This is a genomic window from Streptomyces sp. NPDC002573, from assembly GCF_042889625.1.
Lineage (GTDB): Bacteria > Actinomycetota > Actinomycetes > Streptomycetales > Streptomycetaceae > Streptomyces > Streptomyces gibsoniae.
Genome location: NZ_JBIARC010000010.1, coordinates 124,706 through 148,926, shown reverse-complemented (window position 1 = coordinate 148,926; position 24,221 = coordinate 124,706). Strand labels below are relative to the sequence as shown.

The 24,221-nt window shown below is 71.8% G+C and carries 21 protein-coding genes; 7 read left to right on the top strand and 14 right to left on the bottom strand.

Going from position 1 to position 24,221, the window contains the following annotated elements:
* Positions 1–76 precede the first annotated feature (76 nt).
* A complete protein-coding gene (locus ACFYX0_RS12915; protein WP_388969761.1) occupies positions 77–523 on the top strand; it encodes a hypothetical protein in 447 nt (148 codons plus the stop codon).
* Positions 524–1,014: 491 nt separating this feature from the next.
* Positions 1,015–2,262, top strand: a complete 1,248-nt coding sequence (locus ACFYX0_RS12910) for a hypothetical protein (protein ID WP_388969759.1) — start codon at positions 1,015–1,017, stop codon at positions 2,260–2,262.
* A gap of 93 nt (positions 2,263–2,355) precedes the next feature.
* On the opposite strand, the gene ACFYX0_RS12905 is transcribed toward ACFYX0_RS12910, so the two are convergent.
* Both ACFYX0_RS12905 and ACFYX0_RS12900 read right to left on the bottom strand, forming a co-directional pair.
* Positions 2,356–2,622, bottom strand: a complete 267-nt coding sequence (locus ACFYX0_RS12905; protein ID WP_388969757.1) for a hypothetical protein — start codon at positions 2,620–2,622, stop codon at positions 2,356–2,358.
* 60 nt (positions 2,623–2,682) lie between these two features.
* Positions 2,683–3,897 (bottom strand): SGNH/GDSL hydrolase family protein, encoded by a 1,215-nt coding sequence (locus ACFYX0_RS12900; protein ID WP_388969755.1) that lies wholly within the window; start codon positions 3,895–3,897, stop codon positions 2,683–2,685.
* A 155-nt stretch (positions 3,898–4,052) separates the two neighbouring features.
* On the opposite strand from ACFYX0_RS12900, the gene ACFYX0_RS12895 reads away from it, so the two are divergent.
* Entirely contained in the window at positions 4,053–5,072 is a 1,020-nt protein-coding gene (locus ACFYX0_RS12895) for an amidohydrolase family protein (protein WP_388969753.1), read from the top strand.
* 57 nt (positions 5,073–5,129) lie between these two features.
* Here the strand turns inward: ACFYX0_RS12895 and ACFYX0_RS12890 are convergent, their stop codons facing one another.
* Together ACFYX0_RS12890 and sigJ are read right to left on the bottom strand one after the other, a co-directional pair.
* The gene (locus ACFYX0_RS12890; protein WP_388969751.1) at positions 5,130–6,365 is read right to left on the bottom strand and encodes an NAD(P)/FAD-dependent oxidoreductase; all 1,236 of its coding nucleotides are present in this window, start codon (positions 6,363–6,365) and stop codon (positions 5,130–5,132) included.
* A gap of 92 nt (positions 6,366–6,457) precedes the next feature.
* Positions 6,458–7,402 carry an RNA polymerase sigma factor SigJ gene (gene sigJ / locus ACFYX0_RS12885; RefSeq protein WP_388969749.1) on the bottom strand — a complete coding sequence of 315 codons (945 nt, stop codon included), beginning with the start codon at positions 7,400–7,402 and terminating at the stop codon, positions 6,458–6,460.
* 220 nt (positions 7,403–7,622) lie between these two features.
* Here sigJ and ACFYX0_RS12880 point away from each other — a divergent pair, with 220 nt between their 5' ends.
* Positions 7,623–9,023, top strand: coding sequence for a hypothetical protein (locus ACFYX0_RS12880; RefSeq protein WP_388969834.1), 1,401 nt, complete (start codon positions 7,623–7,625; stop codon positions 9,021–9,023).
* Positions 9,024–9,156: 133 nt separating this feature from the next.
* Here the strand turns inward: ACFYX0_RS12880 and ACFYX0_RS12875 are convergent, their stop codons facing one another.
* Complete coding sequence (locus tag ACFYX0_RS12875; protein ID WP_388969747.1) at positions 9,157–9,927, bottom strand: SDR family NAD(P)-dependent oxidoreductase; 771 nt, start codon at positions 9,925–9,927, stop codon at positions 9,157–9,159.
* Positions 9,928–10,113: 186 nt separating this feature from the next.
* Here ACFYX0_RS12875 and ACFYX0_RS12870 point away from each other — a divergent pair, with 186 nt between their 5' ends.
* The gene (locus ACFYX0_RS12870; RefSeq protein WP_388969745.1) at positions 10,114–10,728 is read left to right on the top strand and encodes a TetR/AcrR family transcriptional regulator; all 615 of its coding nucleotides are present in this window, start codon (positions 10,114–10,116) and stop codon (positions 10,726–10,728) included.
* Between the two features lie 46 nt (positions 10,729–10,774).
* Here the strand turns inward: ACFYX0_RS12870 and ACFYX0_RS12865 are convergent, their stop codons facing one another.
* From ACFYX0_RS12865 to ACFYX0_RS12855, 3 genes are all read right to left on the bottom strand, one after another.
* Positions 10,775–11,335, bottom strand: a complete 561-nt coding sequence (locus ACFYX0_RS12865; protein ID WP_388969743.1) for a CGNR zinc finger domain-containing protein — start codon at positions 11,333–11,335, stop codon at positions 10,775–10,777.
* Positions 11,336–11,415: 80 nt separating this feature from the next.
* The gene (locus tag ACFYX0_RS12860) at positions 11,416–11,610 is read right to left on the bottom strand and encodes a hypothetical protein (protein ID WP_388969741.1); all 195 of its coding nucleotides are present in this window, start codon (positions 11,608–11,610) and stop codon (positions 11,416–11,418) included.
* Positions 11,611–11,701: 91 nt separating this feature from the next.
* Positions 11,702–12,757 (bottom strand): alpha/beta fold hydrolase, encoded by a 1,056-nt coding sequence (locus ACFYX0_RS12855; RefSeq protein WP_388969739.1) that lies wholly within the window; start codon positions 12,755–12,757, stop codon positions 11,702–11,704.
* 274 nt (positions 12,758–13,031) lie between these two features.
* Between ACFYX0_RS12855 and ACFYX0_RS12850 the strand changes: the two genes are divergently transcribed.
* On the top strand, positions 13,032–13,457 hold the full coding sequence (locus ACFYX0_RS12850) for an organic hydroperoxide resistance protein (RefSeq protein ID WP_388969737.1): 426 nt from the start codon (positions 13,032–13,034) through the stop codon (positions 13,455–13,457).
* 158 nt (positions 13,458–13,615) lie between these two features.
* On the top strand, positions 13,616–14,176 hold the full coding sequence (locus ACFYX0_RS12845; protein WP_388969735.1) for a hypothetical protein: 561 nt from the start codon (positions 13,616–13,618) through the stop codon (positions 14,174–14,176).
* Positions 14,177–14,220: 44 nt separating this feature from the next.
* On the opposite strand, the gene ACFYX0_RS12840 is transcribed toward ACFYX0_RS12845, so the two are convergent.
* The 6 genes from ACFYX0_RS12840 to ACFYX0_RS12815 all read right to left on the bottom strand — a co-directional run bounded on the left by ACFYX0_RS12840 (position 14,221) and on the right by ACFYX0_RS12815 (position 23,927).
* Positions 14,221–17,271 carry a BTAD domain-containing putative transcriptional regulator gene (locus ACFYX0_RS12840; protein ID WP_388969733.1) on the bottom strand — a complete coding sequence of 1,017 codons (3,051 nt, stop codon included), beginning with the start codon at positions 17,269–17,271 and terminating at the stop codon, positions 14,221–14,223.
* A 189-nt stretch (positions 17,272–17,460) separates the two neighbouring features.
* Positions 17,461–18,423 carry a formylglycine-generating enzyme family protein gene (locus ACFYX0_RS12835; RefSeq protein WP_388969731.1) on the bottom strand — a complete coding sequence of 321 codons (963 nt, stop codon included), beginning with the start codon at positions 18,421–18,423 and terminating at the stop codon, positions 17,461–17,463.
* Entirely contained in the window at positions 18,420–20,108 is a 1,689-nt protein-coding gene (locus tag ACFYX0_RS12830) for a WD40 repeat domain-containing protein (RefSeq protein ID WP_388969729.1), read from the bottom strand. The genes ACFYX0_RS12835 and ACFYX0_RS12830 overlap by 4 nt, the downstream gene beginning before the upstream one ends.
* Positions 20,105–20,791, bottom strand: coding sequence for a GTP cyclohydrolase II (gene ribA / locus ACFYX0_RS12825; RefSeq protein ID WP_388969727.1), 687 nt, complete (start codon positions 20,789–20,791; stop codon positions 20,105–20,107). The genes ACFYX0_RS12830 and ribA overlap by 4 nt, the downstream gene beginning before the upstream one ends.
* Positions 20,788–22,044, bottom strand: a complete 1,257-nt coding sequence (locus ACFYX0_RS12820) for an MFS transporter (RefSeq protein ID WP_388969725.1) — start codon at positions 22,042–22,044, stop codon at positions 20,788–20,790. The genes ribA and ACFYX0_RS12820 overlap by 4 nt, the downstream gene beginning before the upstream one ends.
* The gene (locus ACFYX0_RS12815) at positions 22,041–23,927 is read right to left on the bottom strand and encodes a WD40 repeat domain-containing protein (protein ID WP_388969724.1); all 1,887 of its coding nucleotides are present in this window, start codon (positions 23,925–23,927) and stop codon (positions 22,041–22,043) included. The genes ACFYX0_RS12820 and ACFYX0_RS12815 overlap by 4 nt, the downstream gene beginning before the upstream one ends.
* Positions 23,928–24,221 lie beyond the last annotated feature (294 nt).

Sequence of the window (24,221 nt, the reverse complement as noted above, 5' to 3'; positions counted from 1 at the left end):
GGGTGAGGGCTCGGCGCTTCACCGCCTTAGGCTGTGGCGCCCGCACCGTCCCGCGATCCATCAGCGTGGAGCATTCATGGCCTTGAAGGAACGGCACTTTCGCCAGCTGCTCGAGACCGCAGCCCCGCTTCTCCTGCAGGATGAGCGAGTTGAGTTGACCACTCTCGCCACCGTCGGCTCCGTCTCCGTGAAGAGGAAGGCTCTCACCGCCGCCGCGGTCGGCGTGGCAAGCATGGGCACCCTGATCGCCACTGCCCAGCCTCGGCCCATGTACCTCATCCTGACCGATCAGCGCTTGCTGTTCTTTGCTTGCCTGAGACCCAACAACAAGACCGGAAAACTGCTGATAAACGTTCCCCGGCAGTACGCCGGCGTCGGCACGGCGCAGAAGGGAATGTTCGGGTTGACTCTCGTGACCAGTCTGTTCGTAGCGGGTGCCGAGCGGGGGCTCACACTGACCTTCCCCGCGCCGTGTCGCCCTCAAGGCCGCGAGCTCATCGCAGCTCTCCCAAGCGCTCCCTGACATGGCCTCAATGTCCCTGAGCCTGTACGGTCGCCGTCGTCGCCATCGGCCGGCGGCCATCGCCTTGCCTCGGCCATCGGGCCGCACACGGTGGCTGACCAGCGGCTTGATCGACCATCCGGCACCTTAGGACCTCTACGTCAACATCGACGACCTCGACCCCGGCGAGAGCGACGCCGACGACTTCATCTGCTCCTCCACCAACAGCGGCCACACCGCCATCACCGAGGAACTGCACCTGGCTGCTGGACCGGCTGCCCGACTGACCTGACCGCTCCGGGAAGCGATGTCGGCCCGCGAGAAATGCCGATGGGAGTTTCCGCGGGTCAACGCCCTTTGCGGGCACCGTCGGTCGGCACCCCCGTCCCTCCTGTGTCGGTGAGCTCTGCTTGGATGTGCCCCTGCTACCGCTGATCGCCACACTCTGCTGGGCGTACGCCCTGGTCAGGCACGCGCGTCGGCGGGCCACGGTGAACGACGAGGAGGGGCCCGTGAGCACGAAGGAGCCGGACGACGGCAGACCGGCGGGGGATGCGGAGAAGTCGTCGGTACCCGACGAGGTGTGGTCGAAGTTCGTCCAGGACCACGAGGGCGAGATACGGGACACCGCGCCCAAGGAGCCCTCGGCCCGCGCCCGTATGGTCACCGCCCGGCTGCGGGAGCAGGAGGCGCGTGCCGCGGATCGGCAGAGCGGGGGCAAGAAGCGGTTCCGGAAGAAGGGCGGGGCCGGCGCGGCCGGTCAGCCCTGGCAGCCGGACGGCTGGCGGACCGGTCCGGCATGGCGTGAGCTGGACGGGCGGGCGACGCGGCGGCGTCGGTTCCTCAGCGCGGTCGGCGTGGTCGCCGCGGTGGCCGTCGCCGTCGTCGCGGTCAATCCGGGCTGGGCGCTCTCCCGTCTGCCCGGCGGGCTGGGAGACCGGTTCACCTCCTCCGGCGACACGCGGGCGACGCCCACTCCTCTGCCCCCGGAGACGGCCCGGCCCACGGCGGCACCGTACGCCGCGGAGCCCGGCATGCCGACCCTGAAGCAGCCGTTCGCGGGCTCGCCCGCCGAGCGGTGGGCGGACGGAGCCGGCGCCATCGTGGTGCCGAAGGCGACCCCGGTGGGCTCCTTGAGCAAGGCACAGGTCGCCTTCGCGCTGACGGAGACCAAGCAACTCCTCGTCGCGGCGAACCTCGATCGCCGCACCCTGCTCGGGGAGCGTCCGCAGACGGCGCTGAACGTGATCGACCCGCATCAGACGGACCTGCTCGGCTGGCTCGGCACCGCGCTGCGCAAGCCGGACAAGCGCCACGACCCACTGACGATGTTCAGCCGGTTCGACCCGCACGAACTCCGGCTCGTCGGCGATGTGATCAAGGTCCGCGGCCGTACGACGTTCAAACGAGGCGACCACGGCTCCGTCGTGGTCCACGCCGACTACACCTTCGTCTATCCCGTCGCCCACGCCGACGCCGGCTCCACGGAGGTCCAACGGACCATCGTGCGGCGAGTGCTGGACACACAGCTGCTCGACGCGGCGCAATACCGGGTCACACCCGGCAAGTTGTACGTGCTCCGCTACGACGAGGACATCTCCAACACGGCCTGCGAGGTCTATGACGGCTTCCTCCACCCGGAGTTCACCACGGACACCCCGGCCGAGGAGCCGACCGGGCCGGCGACGGACCCCTACGACCGCAGCAAGAACCTCGACCCGAACCGATCCGAGGCCTGCGGCACGGTCACCCGCACGTGACGCGACCTGCGAGACGCCGTCCTCGTTCGGTGGACGGCGTCTCGTGGACCTGCCGCGCCCATGGAGACTCCGTCTCCTCGGCGGGTGACCTCGTCACCGGCCCGCTTGTCGGCTCCCAGGAGTCCGGGTCCTCCAGTAGGCCACGGCCTCCGCTCCGAAGCCGGCCAGGACAAGCAGGCATCCCAGCCAGAAGAGGGAGGTGATCCGCCGCTCCACGCCGCCGAACAGCATCACGGCCATGCCGAGGACGGGAAGCAGGGTCGAGCCGGCCCTCCACCACTGCCCCTTACGGGCCTGGACCACCGCGGAGGCCGATCCGAGCACGAGGACCAGCACCGTCACCGCCGTCGCTGTCCGCATGACCGCATTCTGCCGTGTCCTTGCGGGCGCCGATGCCAGGGCACCTGTCATCGGCGCACATCACGGGTGGCCGACTCGCAGACACCGGCCGGCCCCGGTGCCGCCTGCCACCCCCCATGACTTCCTCCGTGGACACAACGCCGTGCGGACGGCTGCCTCGACCTGGGCCGCAATGTCGGCCTGGCCAGCCGCGTCGGGGTGCACGATCGTGGCCCGGTTCCCGCCGGAGCACACCATCGTGACGTGAACCAGCGAGATCTCCTTCGGCCAGTACGGGGCTGCCTGCCCGCAGAAGCCGTGCACCCACTTCGCCGCCCTGGACCGGCACGCGTCGTGGCCGACGCTGGAGGTGGCGGTGTCGACGTATGTGTCGCCGTAGCGCTCCGTCAGGGACCGGATGATCGCGTTGACATGGGTGATCACACCGTGCAGCCACGCGATGTCCCCATGAGTCACCGAGACCAGTTCCCCTCCCACCAGCCGGGTGGCCAGCTCGGTGGGGTCGTGGCGGTCACAGCCGCGGGCGTCCGCGGGGAAGATGGTGGGATAGCCGACCGTGATGATCTTCGCGTGGGGCGCCCTCTGACGCACGGCACGCAGCATCGCGCCGTACTGCCGGGTGATCCGGTCGTACTTGGCGTGGATCGACTCGTGGTCGAGGGGCGGACCGCCGTTTTCGTAGGCGTCCCGGCAGGGTGTGGCCCGGTCGGGACGGCCGGTGCCCAGGAGCAGGCAGGCCTCCTCCATGTCGGCGATGGGCAGGGTGTTGACGCCGACCCCGATCGTGACCACGCCGGTACTCGCGCGCACATGGGCCCGGTCCACCTGGGGGGCCACGCCGGGCCAGCCGCCGGGGGGCTCCTGCACGGGGTCGATGGGGGTCTGCCGCTCCACGGTGATCTCGTTGACGGTGGCGTTGCCGCAACCGACGTCGGTCAGTCTCACCGCCCGGCCCGCGGGCGGGTGGGCGGCGAGACCGCGCTCCACGAGATAGGGATAGGACCCTGTCGTGCGGGCGCATCCGTCTCGGTCCGGGCTGCCCAGCGGCGGGCTCGGCGCGCCGACGAACACTCCGGCGGTGTAGGAGTCGCCGAGGGCCGCCCACTGCACGGGCTGCGGCTTCGCCGAAGCCGTCGCCGGGACCGTGACCGCGAGCATCAGCACGGCCAGCACGCCCAGCGCGCCCCTCCGGACGGCGACCCTGCCCAGCAACGTCCGTAGTGCGCCCCTCCCCTGTCCGTGCGGCACGGGCCCGGACGCCTTGGTGTGGAACATGCATCTCTCCCGGGAGGTGGACCCGAAGTGTGATTACACAGAGAATTGCAACAGACGCCGTCGGTGACACGAGAGAGGCGGGCCGCTCGTTCACTCCACCGCGGCGGCCCCAAAGGGGTGGACCCGTCCCACCGTCAGGGCCGATCGTGAGCGGCATGGACGATCAACGCGACGCATCCGTCGGCCCTGCCGGCTCCGCCGGACCCGCCCCCGCCCACGGTCCTTCGTACGCTGCCGGATCGCCGAGGCCGAGCGTGGCCACGGGCGTACCAGGAACCACGAGCGACGACGGGACGTCGGGCGGAGAGGCCGACGAGGTCCGTCGCTTCTGGGGCCGGCTCGGTCTTCCCGGGCTGGTCGACGTCCACACGCACTTCATGCCCGAGCAGGTCCTGCGCAAGGTCTGGAACTACTTCGACACGACCGGACCGCTGCTCGGTGGGCTGGAGTGGCCGATCACCTACCGGAAGGAGGAGGCGGAACGGGCCGCCCTCCTGCGGGAGTTCGGCGTCCGGGCCTTCACCGCCATGCTCTACCCGCACAAGCCCGGCATGGCCCGGTGGCTGAACGGATGGGCGGTCGACTTCGCCCGCCGCACCCCCGACTGCCTGCACACCGCCACCCTCTATCCCGAGCCGGGCGTCGAGACGTACGTCCGCGAGGCCGTCGAGGCGGGCGCGCGTGTGTTCAAGGCGCATGTGCAGGTGGGGGCCTACGACCCGGCCGACGAACTGCTCCAGCAGGCATGGGGGGTGCTGGCCGAGGCGCGGATCCCCGTGGTGATCCACTGCGGCTCCGGGCCCGCGCCCGGCAAGTACACCGGACCCGAGCCGATCGCCCGGGTGCTGGCGCGGCACCCGCGGCTGCGGCTGATCGTCGCGCATCTGGGGATGCCCGAGTACGAGGAGTTCCTCGGCCTCGCCGAGCGGTACGACCAGGTGCGGCTGGACACGACGATGGCGTTCACCGACTTCACCGAGGGGTTCATGCCGTTCCCCCGCCGGGCCCTGCCCCGGCTCGCCGCGCTCGGCGACCGCGTCCTGCTCGGCTCCGACTTCCCCAACATCCCCTATCCCTACGTGCACCAGCTCCACGCCCTGGAGCGGCTGGGGCTCGGGCAGGAGTGGCTGCGGGCGGTGTGCCACGACAACGCGGCAACGCTGTTCGGACTGTGAGAAGGGCTCCGTGCGGCGGGCGCCCTCCCACCGAGGGCGCCCGTCTCGCCGTGCGCGTCAGGCAGCCGTCCCGGCCGTCGAGTGCGTCCGGGCCGGTTCCGGTGCGACCACGCGGCGGCGCCGGGCCGGTATGCCGAGCGTCGGGTTGGCGACGCCCCAGGCCGCGCCCTTGCAGACCAGTTCCTTGTAGACGGCGGCCGGCCGTCCCGTCAGGGCCGCCCGGACCGAGCGGTCGTCGGCGGTGACGTACTGGATCAGGCCTTCCCGGCGGCCCAGCGAGATGCACTGGTTGAAGTAGCGGAGCGGCGCCTTCGGGAGCTTCCCGCCGGTCAGGCGTGCCGCGATGGCGTCGGCGGCCTGCCATGCGGCCGGGGTGCCCGAGGCGCACGACATCCGCAGCGGCTTGTCGCCGGGGCCCATCGCGAGGGCCGCGTCCCCGATGGCGTAGACGTCCGGGTGCGAGACCGAGCGCATGGTCCCGTCGACCACGATCTGTCCCGTGTCGCTGACCTCCAGGGTGGTGGCGGTCGCGATCGGGTGGACGGCGAAACCGGTGGTCCACACGGTGACCGCGGCCGGGACGGCCTTGTTGTCGGCGGCGGTGACACGGTTGGCCTCGACGCCGGTGACGGCGGTGGTGACGCGATCGGCCTCGACGCCGGTGACGACGGTGTGTTCGTGCACCGTGATGCCGAGCCTGCCGAAGACCTTCCGCAGATGCCGGGCGCCCTTGGGGGAGAGCCAGTCGCCGAGGGCGCCACGGGCGACGAGAGCGATGTCGAGGTCCGGGCGGGCCTCGGCGATCTCGGCCGCGGCCTCCACACCGGTGAGGCCGCCGCCGACCACGACCACGGGCTGTCCGGCGTCCAGACCGGCCAGGCGCTCGCGCAGCCGGAGCGCTCCGGGGCGGCCGGCGATCTCGTGGGCGTGCTCGGCGGTGCCGGGGACGCCCTGGTCGTTCCAGGCGCTGCCGAGGGCGTACACGAGGGTGTCGTACGCCAGTGTCTCGGTGCCGTGTGCGCCGTGGACGGCGACGGTCCTGCGGTCGACGTCGACGGACGTGACCTTCGCGAGCTTCAGTTCGACTCCGGTGCCCGCGAACATCTCGCTGAAGGGCCGGGGGGTGAGGTCCTGGCCGACCGCGAGCTGGTGCATCCGCACGCGTTCGACGAAGTCGGGCTCGGCGTTGACGAGGGTGATGGCGACGTCCTCGCGATGCAGGCGCTTGGCGAGGCGGCCGGCGGCGATGGCACCGGTGTATCCGGCTCCGAGGACGACGATGCGGTGCTGCATGTCCTGGCTCCTGTCTTCGGCGGGTTCGCCCCTTGAACCGGGCGGCCCGCCGTTTCCTGACAGCAGCGCGATGTGAAGCACCTCACATGGCGTCAGAAGACCCGGAGCAGGGGTTCGCCGTGGTCGGTGGCCGCCCATCGCCGGGTCGCGCGGTCGAGCTTGTCGGGGTTGACCTGGTTGCGGAACGCGGCGATGCCCTCGGTGGTGATCTCCAGGCACATGACGCCGACGACCCGGCCGTCGACGACCGCCACCACGGCGGGGTCGCCGTTGGCGGTCGTGGCGTAGAGCTCGGGTGAGCCGCCGACCAGGGCGCTCTTGGCCTTGCTGGGCTTGAACAGGCCCCGCATGAACTTCGCGACCGCGACGGCTCCCTCGAACGCCTTGGCGCGGGCCGGGATCTTTCCGCCGCCGTCGCCGATCGAGACGGCGTCCTGGGTGAGGAGCCGTACGAGCGGTTCGGTCCGGCCGGTGGTGGCGGCCGCCAGGAACTCGTGGATGATCCGCCGGGCGGCGGCCTCGTCGATCTCGGTGCGGGCCTCGCCGGCCGCGACATGCTTCTTGGCGCGGTGGAAGATCTGCTGGCTGGCGGCCTCGGTGAGGTCGAGGATCTCGGCGATCTCCCGGTGCGAATAGGCGAAGGCCTCCCGCAGCACGTACACCGCCCGCTCGCCCGGGGACAGGCGCTCCAGCAGGGCGAGGACCGCGTACGAGACCGACTCGCGCTGTTCGGCGGTGTCGGCCGGGCCGAGCATCGGGTCTCCCGCGAGCAGCGGCTCGGGCAGCCATTGGCCCACATAGGTCTCGCGCCGCGCGCGGGCCGAGGTGAGCTGGTTGAGGCACAGGTTGGTGAGCACCTTCGTCAGCCAGGCCTCGGGGACCTCGATGCGGTCGACGTCAGCGGCCTGCCAGCGCAGGAACGTCTCCTGTACGGCGTCCTCGGCCTCGCTCGCGGAGCCGAGCAGGCGGTAGGCGATGGCCTCCAGGCGGGACCTGGAGGCCTCGAACCGGTCCACGTCGTTCATGGTCAGCGCCATGGGCCGGATCCTAGTACCCCGCCGGGCGGTGTCCGCCGCCCGGTCGTGACGCCCGCGGGCACCCGCGCCGCCACACGTCCGCACCGGCCCCGCCGGTTCCCTCAACTCCCCTAATTCTCAAGCATCGTTCTGCGCCGCCCCATACGATCCCCTCGCCGCCCGCACACCAGTGCGCATCAGCGCCCGGTGCGGGCATCCGAACGGGAGGGACCACTTGACCATGTCCTTCGGCGCGCGCCCGCGTGCCGTCCTCGCTTGCCTGGGCACCCTCGGCCTCGCACTGGCCGTCGCGTCGCCCGCGAGCGCGGCCGGCGGGACGCCCACCACACCCACTCAGCTGTTCAACGGCTACCGGACCTGCTCGACCGACGCGGACCGGCCCACCTACGTCTGGGCCGGCACCGGCCTGGTCGTCGAGGGCATCCCCGCCACCACCGACACCACCGACAACTCGTCGCTCAGCGTGCAGTACCAGGTCTGGCCGGTCACCGACCCGACGCAGATCACGACGGTCACCCGTGACCACGCCGCACCCGGCTTCGAGGCCCCGGGCCAACTGCCCTCCGAAGCGCTCGCCGAAGGGCAGACCTACGCCTGGCGGGCGCAGACGGTGGCCGGGGGTACGGCCTCGGACTGGTCGGCCCCCTGTTACGTCGCGATCGACGACACCCGCCCGGCGAACGCGCCCACCGTCTCCTCGCCGAACTATGCGCCGGACACGTGGAACCCGGGCGGCGAGCCGGTCAGGTTCACGCTGAACGCCAACGGCGTCGGCGATGTCACCGGGTTCGAGTACTCCTGGCAGCCGGACCTCCCGGTCATCGGCACGTCCATCGGCGACCACGGCATTCCCCAGCCTGTGGATCCGTACACGGACCCCAGATACTTCACGCGCGCCGACGCCCCGGGCGGTTCGGCCACCCTCAGCCTGGTACCGCCGACCGGCTCCGGGCGGATGACCCTGTGGGTGCGCAGCCTGGACCGGGCCTACAACGTGTCGGAGACCACCAGCTACAGCTTCCTCATCAGCTCCACGGCTCCCACCGTCACCCCGGACGCCCCGTCGCCCGAGTTCGGCAGGCCGGCCACGTTCACGCTTCGGCCCAGTGCCGCGCTTCAGTCGACGAGCCCGGTCGTCAGCTACTCCGTACACACCGTGGGCAGCCCCGACGGCGACAGGACCGTGGACGTCAAGGCGGCGGCGGACGGCACGGCGCAGGTGAAGCTCACGCTGGACGGCCTCTACGGCGAGTCCCTCTCGGTGACCAGCAAGAGCGCGAACGGCTGGGTCAGCGACGCGGGATCGTGGTCCACCGGCTACGACACCACTCCCACCGTCGCCTCGGACGTCTACCCCGAGAACGGTTCGGGTGGCGGTGTGGGCGTCCCGGGCACCTTCACCTTCACACCGAAGGTGAAGGGGATCGTGAGCTACACGTACTCCTTCGACGGGGAGCCGGAGGTCACGGTCGCCGCCGGCGCACACCACACCGCGCGCATCGACTGGACCCCCACCTCGGACGGCCCCGTCGACCTGACGGTCTACGCGACGACCCGCTCCGGTCTTCAGACGGCGCCTTACTACTACTCGTTCACCGTGCAGGCGAACAGCGGATCGTGACCGCGGACCGGCCGCACGTCGGCCGTGCGTCGGCCGTGCGTCGGCCGTGCCCGAGCCCGCCGCGGCAGCGCGCGGGCCCGGGTGCGGGCCACCCCCGTGCACGGCAGACACGGGTCGGATCCTGATCCGCGCGCTACGCGGCGATGACGGCGACCCCTGTCCTGCCGCCGTCCACATCCACCACGGTGCCGTGGACGAAGGCCGCTTCGTCGCTGGCCAGCCAGACCACGGCGTGTGCGATGGCGTCCGGTGTGCCGACGCCACCGGCCGGGGTGCCCTTCATCATGATCTCGCCCGGATGGGCCTCGCCGCCCTCCGGGGACGGGGGCAGGATCACGCCAGGGGAGACGGCGTTCACCCGTACGCCCATCGGGCCGAACTCCGCGGCCCAGGCCCGGGTGAGCGTCTCCATGGCGCCCTTGGTGGAGCTGTAGAGCGCACCGAGGGGGACGGCCAGGCGCGCGATCCACGAGCCGAGGTTGACGATCACCCCACCACCGGCCTCCGCCATGGCCGGGACGACGGCGGCGGTCAGGAAGAACGGCGCCTTGACGTTCACGCCGTAGACCTTGTCGAACGTCTTCTCGTCGGTGTCGACGGTGCCGGGGGCCGGGTAGATGCCGGCGTTGTTCACCAGGATGTCGATCCGTCCGCCCAGGGTCTCCCGGGCCCGGTCGGCCAGGTCCTGGGAGGCCTCCTTGCTGCCGTCGAGGTCCGCCATCAGGAAGTCGGCCCGGCCGCCGGCCGCCCGGATCCCCTCGACGACCTGTGTCCCGCGTTCCCGATTGCGCCCGGACACGATGACATGGGCCCCCTCGGCGGCGAACGCGTCGGCGATCGCCTGCCCGATATTGCTGGTCGACCCCGTGACCAGCGCCGTCTTGTTCCGCAGTCGTGCACTCATGACGCGTCCTTTCCCGTCCCGTACGGCTCGTGGTGTACGGATGTCCCGGTGTGCGGACCACTGTGCGTCGGGGATTTTGGACCGGCAAGTCCAGACTGGGGGACTGCTCCTCTCGCCGTCGTCCGGGCCCTCCGTTCGGTAAAATGGACCCGATGGTCCATTGAGGTGGGGGACAGAGGAGGCCGTATGCCGGACGCGCTGACCGCGAAGGGCCGCGCCACTCGGGCCCGCATCGTCGAGGGAGCGGCCGAGGTGCTGCGCGAGCAGGGTGTCGCCTTCACGACACTCGACGACATCCGCAGCCGCACCGGCACGAGCAAGAGCCAGCTCTTCCACTACTTCCCCGACGGCAAGGACGAACTGCTGCTGGCGGTGGCCCAGTTCGAGGCGGACCGCGTCCTGGCGGACCAACAGCCGCATCTGGGACGGCTGGACTCGTGGGAGTCCTGGCACCAGTGGCGGGACGCGGTGGTGGAACGCTATGAACTCCAGGGCGACCACTGCCCGTTGGGATCACTGTTCCTACAGGTCGGGCGGTCCGGTCCCGGTGCGCGGGCGATCGTGACGGAGCTGATGCGCCAGTGGCAGGAGCAGCTCGCCCGCGGTATGCGCACCCTCCGGGAGAACGGCCTGGTGTCGCCGGACCTCGATGTGGAGCGGACGGCCGCCGCGCTGCTGGCGGGCATCCAGGGCGGCGTGACCATCATGATGTCCACGGGCGACTCGACCCATCTCAGGGCGGCGCTCGACACGGGGATCGCACACCTTCGCGCGACGAAGGGTGCGTCGGCGACGGCCTGAGACCGTCAGGCCGTCAGACCGTCAGACCGTCGCCATGGTCGCCGGGTCAGTGGGCCGTCGCGGGCACGGCCTTCTTACGGGCGCGGTACGCCGCCGCCTTGATCTTGTTGCCGCAGGACTCCATCCCGCACCACTGCCGGCGCATGCCCCGCGAGCGGTCGATATAGGTGCGGGTGCACTCGGGGTTGTCGCACTCCTTGAGCAGGGGCACGTCCGGACCGCTCAGCAGCTCGACGGCATGGCGCGCCACCATGGAGAGGGCTTCCTCCGGGGTCGCCTGCGTCCATCGCCCCGACGGAGTGAGCTGCGGTACGGCGGACGGTCTGCGGGCCGCGTTGTTCACCACGGTCAGCGCCGCCCCGTCGTACTCCTCCCCGAGCCGACGGGCGGTGACCAGCTGATAGATGGCTTCCCGTACGGTCGTGGCCTCCTCGACGTCGGCCTCCCGGCTGGGGGAGACGGCGTCGACGAGGCCGGACTCCACGTACCATGCGTTCAGCCGGTCCGGCGTCGCGAACATCTCGAAGCGAACCGAGCGGCGCGCTCGGAGCGTCGCGGCGAAGTCGAGTGCCGGGTTTCCGCATACGAAGACATGGTCGAGGTTCACATCACCATTCTGGCCGGTTACTGCGGTGCCGGGCAAGACACGTCACCCACCGAAGCGGCGGCCGATCGACACCGCCGGGCTCAGAGGCCCAGGTCGGCGGCGAGACAGGAGAAGGACATCCACGACGCCTCGGGGTCGTAGGCGTATCGCGTGGAGTCGGCCGGCGTAGCCGCCTTCTCCTCGACCATCTCCTCGTAGCGGATGCGCTCGGGCAGCTTGCCGAACCGCGCTCGGCGTGCCGCCGCGGCGCCGTCCTTCGTGTTCTGGCTCTCCATGACCTGACTCCTTTCGACGTCTGTGTCTGTGTCTGTGTCTGTGTCTGTGTCTGTGTCTGTGTCTGAGATGGTCACCCGCCAAGAGGGTGACTCAGAAATGGTCCACGTCGATGACGGCCCGGGCGAAGGCGGCGGGGGCCTCCTGGGGCACGTTGTGGCCGATCCCCGTCAGGGTCCGGTGCTCGTACGCGCCGGTGAACCGGTCCCGGTACGAGATGCCGCCGCCCGGAGCGGTGAAGGGGTCCCGGTCGGGGTCGAGGGTGATGGTGGGCACCTCGATGACCGGCCGCGTGGCGAGCCGCTTCTCGAGTCCGTCGTAGCGGCGTTCCCCGTCGGCGAGGCTCAGCCGCCAGCGGTAGTTGTGGATGACGACGGCCGCGTAGTCGGGGTTGTCGAAGGCCGCCGCCGTGCGCTCGAAGGTGGCATCGTCGAAGTCCCAGGTCGGGGAGACGGTGTCCCAGACGAGCCGGGTCAGGTCGTGGCGGAGGGTCTTGTCCTCCATGGCGGCCCGGCCTCGCTCGGTGGCGAAGTAGTACTGGTACCACCAGGCGTGCTCGGCCGCGGGGGCCAGGGGCTTCAGGTTGGCCTGGAGGTTGGTGACGAGGTAGCCGCTCACCGACACGAGAGCCTTGCAGCGCTCGGGCCAGAGCGCGGCGATGATGTCGGCGGTGCGCGAGCCCCAGTCGAAGCCGGCCAGCACGGCCTTCTCGATCTTCAGGGCGTCCATCAGGGCGACGATGTCGAGGGCGATGGCGGACTGCTGGGCGTTGCGGAACGTCCGGTCGGAGAGGAAGCGCGTCGTGCCGTGGCCCCGCAGATACGGGACGATCACCCGGTAGCCCTCCCCGGCCAGCAGTGGGGCGACGTCCACATAGCTGTGGATGTCGTACGGCCAGCCGTGCAGGCAGATGACCGCGGGGCCGTGGGCGGGTCCCAGTTCCGCATAGCCGATGTCCAGCAGGCCCGCCCTGATCTGCCTCAGGTGCGGGAACGAGGTGTGCGCGCCGGGGCCGACCGAAGGTACGGCCCGCGCCGCGGTCCCGCGTGATGTGGCGGCGGAGGCCGACGAGACCCCCTGCACTCCGCCCAGCGAAACGGCCGCCGCGCTCGTGCCCACGGCCCTGCCGAAGGTGCGCCTGTTGATCACGTGAGCCCTCCGTGAAACGTCGCCAAGGTGCGTACGGGATGACTGTTGCAGAGCCTGCATCACTGGTCAAGGTAGTGACGCAAGCGTTTCCGCTCATCTCGGCAGCCGCTCACACAGCGACTGAGAACCCGTCGGCATGAGTCGACGTCGTCAGGCGTCACCTGCTTGACGGGTGACGGTCCCCGCTGTCAGCATTCAGTCACCGCCTGAACGGGTGACGCAGAAGGGCGTCCCCGTCGACCCGGTGTTTGATGCACAAGAGGGGATCCTGGCCATGGCAGTCAGCTACACCGCCGCTGTCCACGTCGACGGAGAGGGCCGTAACGGCGGCCGCGTCCGGTCCGCGGACGGACTGCTGGAGACGACGCTGTCCATCCCGAAGGAACTGGGCGGTGCCGGCGACGCCACGAACCCGGAGCAGCTGTTCGCCGCGGGATGGGCGGCCTGTTTCCTCGGAGCCGTACGCCGGGCGGCCGCGCAGCGCAAGGTACGGCTGACCAGCACGGCCATCACCGCCGAAGTCGCCCTCGAGCACGGGGACGACGGAGAGTTCGGCCTGGCCGCGGTCCTCAACCTGGAACTCGGCGGCGTCGACCAGGACACCGCCACGGAACTGGGCGCCGCCGCCCATCGGATCTGCCCCTACTCCAAGGCCACGCGCGGCAACATCCCGGTCACCGTCAACGCCACCGCCGTCTGACGGGGCCTGCCGGGGCGGGCGGCGCGCGCGCCGGTACGCCTTCCCCCGCCCCTTCCCTCCCGTGGGGAACGACTCGGGAAGGCACGGGGAACGCTCCCCCGCAGCATCGGTGACGTCCCGAGGACGGGACGATCACCGAACTCTCAGGGGGAACGACGATGAGCACGATGACTCAGCGGACGAGGGCGGCCGTGGTGACGGTGACCGGCCTGGCGATCCTGGCCGTCGGGCCGGCCGCCCCGGGCCACACCGCCCGGCCCGCCCGGGCGGACGACCGCGGCCCCGGAGTCATCGCGACGAAGGTCCTGGCGGACGGCCGCGGGCCCGGGGTCATCCGCGCAGCGGCCCCTGCCGACGACCGCGGCCCCGGAGTGATCACCGTGGCAGTCCCCGCCGACGACCGCGGCCCCCGAATCATCACCACGGCCACCCCCGCCGACGACCGCGGCCCCGGTGTCGTCGGCACGAAGGTCCTGGCGGACGGCCGCGGGCCCGGGATCGTCGCCGTAGCCACCCCCGCCGACGACCGCGGCCCCGGTGTCGTCGGCACGAAGGTCCTGGCGGACGGCCGCAGGCCCGGGATCGTCGCCATAGCCACCCCCGCCGACGACCGCGGCCCCGGAGCCATCGCCGCGGCAGTCCCCGCCGACGACCGCGGCCCCGGAATCATCGCCGCCGTCCCGGCCGACGGCCGGGGGCCCGGTGGTGCGGCTGTCTGACGGGGCGGTCGCGTGACCCCTCCGCGCGCCGGGGAGGCGGGCCGTCACATGTGGCGGCCCGCCTCCGTCACGTCCATCACGTCGTACAGTTCATCGGCCGCCCTGCGGTGGGACTCGGCCTCCGTGGCGTCGCCCAGGGCCTCGGCCGCCTGGGACATGCCGTGCAGGGCACGGGCCGTCTCGATGCGGTAGCCCAGGGCGGAGGCCAGGCGGTGGGCGTGGCGGTGGAGGTCCATGGCCCGGGCCGGTTCGCCGCGCCGCAGATGGACCAGCGCGACGACGTTGGCGACCGCCGCCTGCCGCAGGGGCATACCCCGGGCCGAGACCAGTTCCATGGCGTGGTCCGCGTACTCGGCGGCGGTCTGGTCCTGGCCGAGCCGCTGGCACAGCTGGGCCCAGTGCGCGTGGACGAAGGCCACGTTGCCGGGCTGGAGCGTCTCGTCACACAGTTCGAGGGCCTGGGCGAGGCAGGCCCGCGCCCGTTCGTCCTCGCCGAGGCCGAGGTGGGCCAGCGCGAGCCAGGTGAGCGAGGTGATCTCGTTGCCGCGCTCGCCGAGCCGCCGGTTGAGTTCCGTCGCCCGGGCCGCGTGCCCGGCGGCGTCGGCGTACCGGCCGGTCCAGGTCAGCACCGAGCTGAGGTTGGCCAGCGCCTCCGCCTCCATCCGCGCCACGCCGAGCTCGCGGTGCAGCGCGATGCCCTGTTCCAGATAGACGCAGGCCCGCTCGAAGTTGCCCAGGGCGCTGTGCAGCAGGCCCAGCACATCCAGGCAGAACGCCTCCGTGGGCCGGTGGTCGGTGGCCGACGCCAGTTGCAGCGCCTCCTCGGCGACCACGATGCCGTCCTGGAACGCGCCGAGCCACCAGTGGGCGATCCCCAGATTGCCGAGGCTCACCTGAAGCAGCGGAGGATCCCCGAGCACCCGCGCGGAGTCGACCGCCAGCCGACTGATCGCCCCGAACTCCTCGTGGTGGCCGCGCAGGTTGAGATAGAACATGACGTTCCGGGCGAGGACGACCGCGTCGCGGTGCAGCCCGTAGGCACCCGCCCGCTCCACGACGACGCGCAGCGCGTCGTGCTCACGGCCGAACCAGCGCAGCGCCTGCTCGTCGTCGGCCATCTCCGGCAGCCGCCACGGCCGCCGGTCGGCACCGGTGTCGTACCGTGACCGCCCCGGGAAGAGCACGTCGCAGGCGGCCTCGCTGGCCGTGACGTAGTACGACACCAGTCGCTGGACCGCCTCCCGGGCGCCGTCCTCGTCACCGCGCAGCGCCATCGCGTAGGTGCGCACCAGGTCGTGGAAGCTGTAGAGGCCCATCTCCGGCTGTTCCAGGAGATGGATGTCGAGGAGGTGCTCCAGGGCGTCCTCGGCCTCATGGACGTCGCCGCCCAGCAGCGCGGCGGCGGAGTGCACGTCCAGGGTGCCGCCGGGATGCTCGGCCAGCAGCCGGAACGCGGCGCGCCGGCCCTCCTCCATCGCCTGGTACGACAGCCGCAGCGTGGCCTCCACACTGCGTTCGCCCGCGCTGAGTTCATGCAGCCGGCGGGTCTCGTCGGCCAGCCGGTCGACGAGGTACTGGACGGTCCAGCGCGGCCGGTTGCGCAGGCGCGCGGCGGTGATCCGCAGGGCCAACGGCAGCCCCCCGCACAGCTGGACCAGCTGGGCGGTGGCCCCGGGTTCGGCGAAGGAACGTTCCTCCCCGAGGGTGCGGGCCAGCAGGGCGGCGCTGTCGTCGCCGGAGAGCAGCTCCAGGGAGAGCCACTCGGCGCCGTCGAGGTCGAGCATGCGGATCCGGCTGGTGATGAGCACCAGGCAGCCCTCGGAGGGAGGCAGCAGCGGCCGGATCTGCGCGGCGTTCACGGCGTTGTCGAAGACCAGCAGCAGCCGGCGCTGCTCCGCGATGTTGAGCCACAGGGTGATCCTGCGCTCCAGGCCGTCGGGCATCCGGTCGTCCGGCACCCCCAGGCTGCGCAGCAGGGAGTCGATCACCGTGCCGGCCTCCTGCGGCTTCTCGCCGGGGCTGAACCCGCGCAGGTCGACGAAGAGCTGCCCGTCCGGGTACTCCTCGGCCAGCCGGTGGGCGGCGTGCACGGCGAGCGCGGTCTTGCCGCTGCCGCCCATGCCGTCGATACCGAGGATCCGGGCGGCACCCCGGCCGGGGGCCCGGCCCGCGGCGACGATCCGCCGCAGCTCCGCCTCCCGCCCGGTGAAGTCGGGCAGGTCGTACGGCAGGGTCCGGGGCGGCTGCTCCAGCTTGGGCGGCAGGTCGTCCTGGGCGACGGGCGCCGGCGCCCCGCGGCCGGTCACCGACTGCGGTGGCCGGGGGGCGACTTCGGGGCTGTCGCGCAGCATCGCCTCGTAGAGCCGGGTGAGTTCGGCGCCGGGGTCGATGCCGAGCTCCTCGACGAGCAGATCGCGGACCCGGCCGAACTCCTCCAGCGCCTCCGCCTGCCGGCCCGAGCGGTACAGGGCGAGCATCAGCTGACCGCGCAGGGCTTCGCGCAGCGGGTGCGAGGTGACCAACTCACGTAACGGTGCGACGAGTTCGGCGGCCTCACCGAGTTCGAGGCGCAGCTCGTGATACTGCTCGGCGACCGTCATGTGCCGCTCCTCCAGGGCGGCGGAGGCGGCGCTTATCACCTCGCCGCCCGCGCCCGCGAGAACCGGCCCGCGCCACAGGTCGAGCGCGGTGCGCAGTTCGTCGGCCGCCTCCGCGGCACGTCCGGCGGCCACCGCCTCCCGTGCGAGTCGCGCATGCAGGTTGAACAGATGCAGATCGAGCTGCCCGTCCTCCAGGACGGCCCGGTAGCCGATCCCGTCGGTGACGATCAGTTCGAAGCCGCCCGGGATGCGGTTGCGCAGCGCTGCGACCGCCTTGCGGACCTGGTGGGCGGCTGTCTGCGGCGGCTCGTCGTCCCACGCGGCAGCCACCAGCCGGGGCACCGGGACCATGCGGCCCGGTTCCAGCAGCAGGGTGACCAGCACGCGTTCCTGTGTGGGGCTGCCGAGCTTGAGTCGCCGCTCCCCGTGCCAGCCCTCCAGTGATCCCAGAATGTTGAATCTGACGGCAAAGTGTCCCGACTCCCCCAGCGCCATGGACCTTTCGTCCACCCCCCGTTTTCCGCCCCGACCGGAGACGATCCCCCATCCTAGGACTCGGCGCGGGGACGTGAAGTATCGGCTGTGTGATACGGAACACAGCGGTCGCCCAACGGCCGTCGTGCGCAGGTGCGTCGGGAGCCGCCGCGGAAGGCCGGCCCGGCGCCGGCCTTCGCGGTGCAGCGGTCACGGGGTCTCGGCCAGGCGGAAGCCGATCACGTAGATGGGCTTGTCGTACCAGCCGTGCCGCCTGCGGCACCGGGTCAGGTCGCCGTAGCGGGTGAAGCTGCCGCCCCGGGCCACCCGGTACGAACCCTGGGTCAGCAGCAGATCGTCCGGCTCGGGGGCGCCGCCGGGGTAGGGCCGGTAGTCGTCGGCGACGAACTCCTCGACGTTCCCGCCGAGGTCGTCCACGCCGAACGGGCTGCGCCCGGCGGGGTAGACCCCGACCGGGGTCGTGGTGAGCGGGCCCGCCTCCACGGTGTTGGCGCACTCGGGCCGGAACGACTCGCCCCACGGGTACTCGCGGCCGTCACCGCCCGAGGCCGCGTACTCCCACTCGGCCTCCGACGGCAGCCGGAAGCGGCGGCCCGTGCGCCGCGACAGCCAGGCCGCGTACGCGTCGGCGGCCTCCGCCGGCACGCCCCACACCGGGTGGTTGGCCAGCTCCCGGGGGTGGACGCCGAACGGCCACGACCGCGGCAGCCAGGTCTCGTGGGTGTCCTCCAGGAAGACGCGGTACTCGCTGTTCGTCACCGGGTAGCGGGCGATACGGAAGGCCGCGAGGTCGACCTCGTGGGCCGGGCTCTCCTTCGCGATCCACTCCTCCACCACGCCGACGTGCCGCCATCGGTCGGTCACCTCGGCGACCCGCTCCGGCGCCAGGCCGAGGGTGACCCGGGCGGCCGGCACGTCGATCATCTCCGGGTCGAGGACGCGGATGCGCGGATCGCCGAGCAGGCCCAGCACGGTGCCGGCCGCGTGCCGCCGGGGGCACGGCTCGTGCGGCGCCGTCGCCACCGCGATCAGGGTCTCGGGGGAGGCCGTCAGCAGGTCGCGGTGGGTGCCGATGGCCTCCTCGGAGCTGCGCCGCACGAAGGAGTCGGGCAGTCCCATCGCCGCCCGGTCGCCCACCAGGTTCGGGTTCACCGGTCGCCTCCCGGGATCTCGTACACCCGCCCGTCGTAGGAACCGGCCAGGAAGGCGTCCCGCCGCGGGTCGTGGCACAGCGAGGAGATGCCTGCCGTGGTCGGGCGCTGGACCACCGGCCAGGTCCCGGACTCCGTGTCGAAGACGGCGACCAGGCCGCTGTAGGAGCCGGTGGCCACGTACCGGCCGTCCGGCGAGGCGGCGACGCACTTCACCGAGTGGTCGTGCGGGGTCGGAAGGGCCATGGCGGCGGGGCCGTCCCACAGCCGCAGCAGCCCGTCCCGACTCACGCTCGCGAAGCGCCCGCCGGGCAGCGCCGCACAGCCGTTGGCGATCCGGTCGTGGGCGGCGTCGACGCGTGCCGCCTCGGTGAAGTCCTCGGTGGAGAACCAGGAGGCCGCCGCGTCCGCGCACACCGCGAAGATCCGGTCCCCGGACACCGCCACACCCTTGACCGCGCCGGTGTGCAGCGGCAGCGTCGCCTCGTGCCGGACGGCGCCGTCGGGCCGGACGGAGAACACCAGGCCCTCACCCGTGTAGGCGCCGAGCACCACGTGCGGCACCCCGGCGCGCTCGAAGGCGGCGCCGCAGTTGAGCGGTGAGCGGTGCTGGTACAGCACCTCGCCGGTGAGCGCGTCGAAGACGGTGCCCATCTGGCCGCCGCTGAACACCCGCCCGCCGGCCGGGGTGAGGAAGTTGCACAGACTGCCCGTCTCGGCGGCCGGCACACCGTCGGTCCGCAGGATCCCGGCGTCCCCGATGGTCAGCAGCCGTCCCTCGTGCACCGCGACGGCGTTCACGCCATGGGTGGGCTCCACATGGTCGAGGTCCCAACTGCCGTCGGCGATGCGGTGGATGGCGTACGACGACCCGAAGGTGGCGAAGGCCAGGGTGTCGCCGTCGAGGAAGGCGCACGAGCGGGGCCACACGTCGGCCGGGAAGGTCGAGGAGGCGACCGGGCGCAGCCCGTCGGTCACGTCCCACACCCGCAGGGTGCGGTCGTAGCTGAGGCTCACCATCCGGCCCTGGGCCACGTCCAGCACCAGTCGCTTGATGCCCGCCTTGTGGGCGTGGTGGGTGGAGGTCCCGTCGGCGGCGAGGACGACGATCTCCCCCTCGTCGTTGCCCGCGTACACCGTGCCCTCGGGGGTGACGGCGATGGTGTCGGTCTCGATGCCGCCGAGGTCGGTGTCGGAGACCAGGCCGCCGGTCACGAGCGACCAGCGTTTGATGGTGCCGTCGTCGCTGGAGGAGACCAGCTCGTCGCCGACCGCCGCCCATTCGACGGAGATGACGTCAGCGGTGTGACCGCCGAACGTGTGCAGCAGGGTGCCGGAGAAGTCGTAGACCCGGACCCGGTGGTCACGGGACGCGGTGGCGATGAGCGGCTTGGACGGGTGGAAGGACGACATCTCCACGTCGTCCTCCTGCTCGGAGAGCACCGCGAGGAGCTTGAGGTCGGGCACCGACCACAGGCGTGCGGTGTAGTCGCTGGAGGAGGAGACCAGATGGCGGCCGTCGGGGCTGAAGGACACCTGGTTGGCGAGGTGGTCGTGGACGGCGCGGGCGAGCGCCCGGCCGGTGTGCGCGTCCCACAGGACGAGCTGGTTGTCGTAGCCGGCGGTGGCCACGTACCTGCCGTCGTAGGCCGCGACACCGCTGATGGGGCCGTTGTGGCGGATCACAGGACAGACACCTCCAGGTCTTCGGTACGGGATGCGGACACCAGGGGCAGGGCGTCCGGGACGAGCAGGGTGTGCCCGGCGTGCCGGGCCTTGGCATCGAGGTAGCGGCCGTTCTCGTCGGTCAGATAGACCCCGGTGGGCACGGTCTCGGTGACCTCGATGCCCAGGTCGGCCAGCTGCCGCGCCTTGTCGGGGTTGTTGGTCAGCAGCCGGACCCGGGTCAGGCCGAGGGCGCGCAGCATCTCGGCGGCCGCCGTGTAGTCACGCTCGTCCTCGCCGCGGCCCAGCAGCCGGTTGGCCTCGAAGGTGTCGTTGCCGCGGTCCTGCAGGACGTACGCGTCGAGCTTGTTGTACAGGCCGATCCCGCGCCCCTCCTGGCGCAGGTACAGCACGGCCCCGCCCTCCCCCGCGACGCGCAGCAGCGCCTCCTCCAGTTGGGGGCCGCAGTCGCAGCGCGCCGAGCCGAACACGTCGCCGGTCAGGCACTCGCTGTGCAGCCGGACCAGGGGAACCGTGCGGCGGGGGCCGGGGACGACCACGGCCATGTGCTCCTTGCGGTCGGGCAGATCGGTGAAGGTGACCAGGTCGGCCGTGCGGTGCCCGGCCCGGTGCAGGGTGACCGGGACGCGGGCGCGGACGGCCGTTCGGCCCGGTTGCCACGTGGTGTTGCTGCCGTCGTTCATGCGGGGACGGCCTCCTCTCGGGACGAGATGTGCGGTGCGGAAGGCGCCCACTGCCGCCAGGTGCGCCACAGCCACAGCAGGCCGGCGAGCTGGAGGCCGCCGAAGCCGAGGAAGGTGGCAGGCGCGCCGAGCGTGTCGGCGAGGGCGGGGACGGCGAGCGGTCCGGCGAGGACCGGCAGGCCGAGGACGAGGTCGACGATGCCGCCGACCCGGCCCAGTGCGTCGGCGGGGACGAACGTGAACACCATCAGGTCGCTCGCCACGCCCAGCGCGGCCTGGAACCCGAACATCACGACCATCGCGGTGACGAACACGGGCTCCGAGCGGGACGCCATCAGCAGCAGGGCCCCGCCCATGCCGAGGGTGCCGACGAGGACGATCGCGCGGAACGGGAAGGTCTTCCGCTCGGAGACGAGGACGGTGCCGAGCACTCCGGCGATCCGCACGGCCACCAGGACCAGGCCGACCGTGCGCGGCGAGAGGTCCCAGTCGTGCTGGAGCCGGAACAGGGACAGGGTCATCGTGCCGGTCGTGCCGACCAGCAGCATCGGCACGAAGACCAGGACGGCGTGCAGCAGTACGGGCGTCGTCCGCATCACCCGCAGGCCGTCCACCAGGCCCCGGGCCATCCCGCCGGCCCGGTCGGCGGGCTGCTGCCGGGGCGGGTGGACGCCCGTCAGCCATACGGCGATCGGCGCGAAGAAGGTGACGACGTTGAACCAGAGCAGTCCCGCGTAGCCGACCCACAGCAGGGCGGCGCTGACCAGCAGCGGCCCGACCACGTTGGTGACCGTGTAGAGACTGCCGAGGCTGGCCCGGGAGCGCACCGGGTTGTCCGGGAACATGTGCGCCACGCCCGTCATCCAGCCCATCCGGTAGGCGGCGCCGCCGATCTGCACCAGGGCGCCGAAGACGAACAGCGGCCACACCGGGGCGTGGGCGGCGAGGCCGGTCAGGTTCAGCGCGATCGCCGCGGCGGCCTGGGCCAGCAGCCCCGGCACCACCAGGACCCGCGCCCCGTGCCGGTCGACGATCGCGCCGAGCACGGGGGCGAGCAGCAGGGTGGCGGGGGTGAGCACGGCCAGCAGCGACATGACGGTGAGCGAGCCGGTGCGTGCGTAGACGAACAGCGGGAGCCCCACGGTGTAGACGGCCTCGCCGATGTTGTTGACGACGTTGCCGGCGGCGAAGATCCGGAACCGGCGGTCCCGCCAGGGTGACGGCTTGGACTGCTCCGCGGCCGGGCTGCTCACGGCATGGTCCTCTGCCGGGGCAGGAGCAGGTCACGGACCCGGGTCAGCGGGGCCTTGCGGTCCTCGCCGGCCAGGCGGAAGAGGCGGATCCAGCCGCCGCGGCCGCCGGCGAGCAGCACGTGCTCGTCCGCGAACGGCACGGCGGCGAGCGCCTTGGCGAAGTCCGGCAGGTCCTCCACGAGGGCCGTGATCTCGGTGGACTCGCGCTCGTAGGCGGACAGTTGGGCGCCGTAGGAGACCGCGTAGACGGTGTCGGCCAGCAGGACGCCGTTCTCGACGGTGTTGTCGAGGAGCTCGGTCCAGCGGTGGGTGACCTCGCCGTCGGCGATCGAGACGCGCTTGACGCCGTTCTCACCGCTGATGATCACGGCGTCGGGGCCGTCGGCCCACATCCGCTTGGGGTACTCCTCGGTGTCGAACTCCCGCAGCACCGCGTCGCCCTCGGCGGCGTGGACGCCGACCAGGCCGGTGCTGGAGGCGATGACCCGCTCCCCAGTGGGCAGATAGCAGCCCGCCCAGGCGGAGGCCCGTCCGATGTCCAGGCGGGAGATCACCTCACCGGTCGCCGCGTCGAGTTCCTCGACACCGTCGTTGTGGCAGGCGAGCAGACGGGTGTGGTCGGGGGAGCCGGCGACGGTGTGGGCGAGGGAGCCGAGGCGGTGCCGCCACAGCACCGTGCCGTCCCGGTCGGCGCGGAAGACCCACTGGTCGCGGGTGACACCGGCCCAGCCGCCCGGCAGCGGCACCACGCGCCGGGTGAAGCCCATGCCGTGGGTGTGGTGGGCACGCAGGTCGAGGCGCGGTTCGCCGAGGCCGTCGGGGACGAGGGAGAGCACGGCGACGCCGTCGTCGGTGGCCGCGTACAGCTCGGCCGGGTCGTCCACCGAGGGCCGGATGTCCCACACGCACTGGCGCCGGAAGGGGGCGCGGGCCAGGGTCCGGGTGCCGTCGGCGGTCAGCCGGCGCAGGTCGCCGTCCTGGGTGAGGGTGTAGATCGTGCCGTCGTCGGCGACGGCGAAGTCGGTGAGCTGGTGGGAGAAGCCGGTGACCGTGGACGCCACCCGGAGCTCAGGGGTGCTGTTGTCCAGCAGGTGCAGGACGCCGTCGAAGCCGCCGACGTACACCGTGCGCTGGTCGGGCGAGAACGCCAGGAACTCCACGTCGTCCCGGGCGAGCAGCAGCTGCCCGGTGATGTTGCCGTGCACGTCCAGCGTGAGCACGCCGTTGGCGATGTTGTCGTTCTCGTCGACGCCGTCGTCCTGGGTGGCCCAGAACCGGTCGTGCAGCCGGTCGTAGAGGATGCGGTGGATGTTGCCGCCGTCGGCCTGGACGACGGTGGGGAAGTCCAGGGTCTCCAGGTCGCCGAGGAAGACCCGGCCGGCCTTGTCGGAGGCCGCGTCGATCTCCGGGTGGTCCTGGCAGAACCACTCCAGCGGGACATGGCCCGCGAAGTTCGGCTCGATGCGCTCGACGGCGAAGGTCTCCAGGTCCAGGACGGCCATCTGGCGGTAGCCGTTGTTCATGTAGACCTTGCCCTTGTGCACGGTGATGCCGCGGCTCATCACCGGGGAGGGCTCCTCGCCCTCCAGCAGTTCGGCGCGGTTGGCCGTGCGGTCGGCGTCGAGGACGTCGACCAGGTCGAGCGTGTCCAGACGCCAGCGCAGCAGCGTCCCGCGCTTGTCGCGGCCCACCACCCAGTCACCGGCTGCGGTCACGGTGTACACCGGGGCGTGGCCCGCGGCCACACTTCCCGTCGGGGCGGCGGAGGACCTGAGGACGTGCAGGTTCTCGTCGAGCAGGTGGATGCGGCCCATGACGTCGGCGGCCAGCAGCCCGGCCCCCGGTACGTGCACGATCCGCACGACGCGGTCGGTCAACTCCATTTCAGGCTCCTGTGAGTGGGTGGGGTGGTGCCGTGTGCGGGAAAAGGCGGTGGCGGGCACGCGGTGGCCGCGGTGCCCGCCACAGAGAAGGGCCCGGATTACGAGGCCACCGACTTGCGGGAGCTGACGCCCCGGCGAACTGGCTTGCGGATCATGGCTGTTCCTCCTTCCGGAGGCCGAAGGGACGGGGAGCGAGGGCCGTCAGGCCTACAGCGCAGACTTGCGGGAGCTGACGCCCCGGCGGACCGGCTTACGGATCACGACTGTTCCTCCTTCCCGGTGGTCGTAGGAGCG

Bases quoted from the DNA above. Each gene is read 5' to 3' on its own strand.
- ACFYX0_RS12915 (WP_388969761.1), top strand. From the start codon at position 77: ATGGCCTTGAAGGAACGGCACTTTCGCCAGCTGCTCGAGACCGCAGCC.
- ACFYX0_RS12905 (WP_388969757.1), bottom strand. From the start codon at position 2,622: ATGCGGACAGCGACGGCGGTGACGGTGCTGGTCCTCGTGCTCGGATCG.
- ACFYX0_RS12900 (WP_388969755.1), bottom strand. From the start codon at position 3,897: ATGTTCCACACCAAGGCGTCCGGGCCCGTGCCGCACGGACAGGGGAGG.
- ACFYX0_RS12895 (WP_388969753.1), top strand. From the start codon at position 4,053: ATGGACGATCAACGCGACGCATCCGTCGGCCCTGCCGGCTCCGCCGGA.
- ACFYX0_RS12890 (WP_388969751.1), bottom strand. From the start codon at position 6,365: ATGCAGCACCGCATCGTCGTCCTCGGAGCCGGATACACCGGTGCCATC.
- sigJ (WP_388969749.1), bottom strand. From the start codon at position 7,402: ATGGCGCTGACCATGAACGACGTGGACCGGTTCGAGGCCTCCAGGTCC.
- ACFYX0_RS12880 (WP_388969834.1), top strand. From the start codon at position 7,623: ATGTCCTTCGGCGCGCGCCCGCGTGCCGTCCTCGCTTGCCTGGGCACC.
- ACFYX0_RS12875 (WP_388969747.1), bottom strand. From the start codon at position 9,927: ATGAGTGCACGACTGCGGAACAAGACGGCGCTGGTCACGGGGTCGACC.
- ACFYX0_RS12870 (WP_388969745.1), top strand. From the start codon at position 10,114: ATGCCGGACGCGCTGACCGCGAAGGGCCGCGCCACTCGGGCCCGCATC.
- ACFYX0_RS12860 (WP_388969741.1), bottom strand. From the start codon at position 11,610: ATGGAGAGCCAGAACACGAAGGACGGCGCCGCGGCGGCACGCCGAGCG.
- ACFYX0_RS12850 (WP_388969737.1), top strand. From the start codon at position 13,032: ATGGCAGTCAGCTACACCGCCGCTGTCCACGTCGACGGAGAGGGCCGT.
- ACFYX0_RS12845 (WP_388969735.1), top strand. From the start codon at position 13,616: ATGAGCACGATGACTCAGCGGACGAGGGCGGCCGTGGTGACGGTGACC.
- ACFYX0_RS12840 (WP_388969733.1), bottom strand. From the start codon at position 17,271: ATGGCGCTGGGGGAGTCGGGACACTTTGCCGTCAGATTCAACATTCTG.
- ribA (WP_388969727.1), bottom strand. From the start codon at position 20,791: ATGAACGACGGCAGCAACACCACGTGGCAACCGGGCCGAACGGCCGTC.
- ACFYX0_RS12815 (WP_388969724.1), bottom strand. From the start codon at position 23,927: ATGGAGTTGACCGACCGCGTCGTGCGGATCGTGCACGTACCGGGGGCC.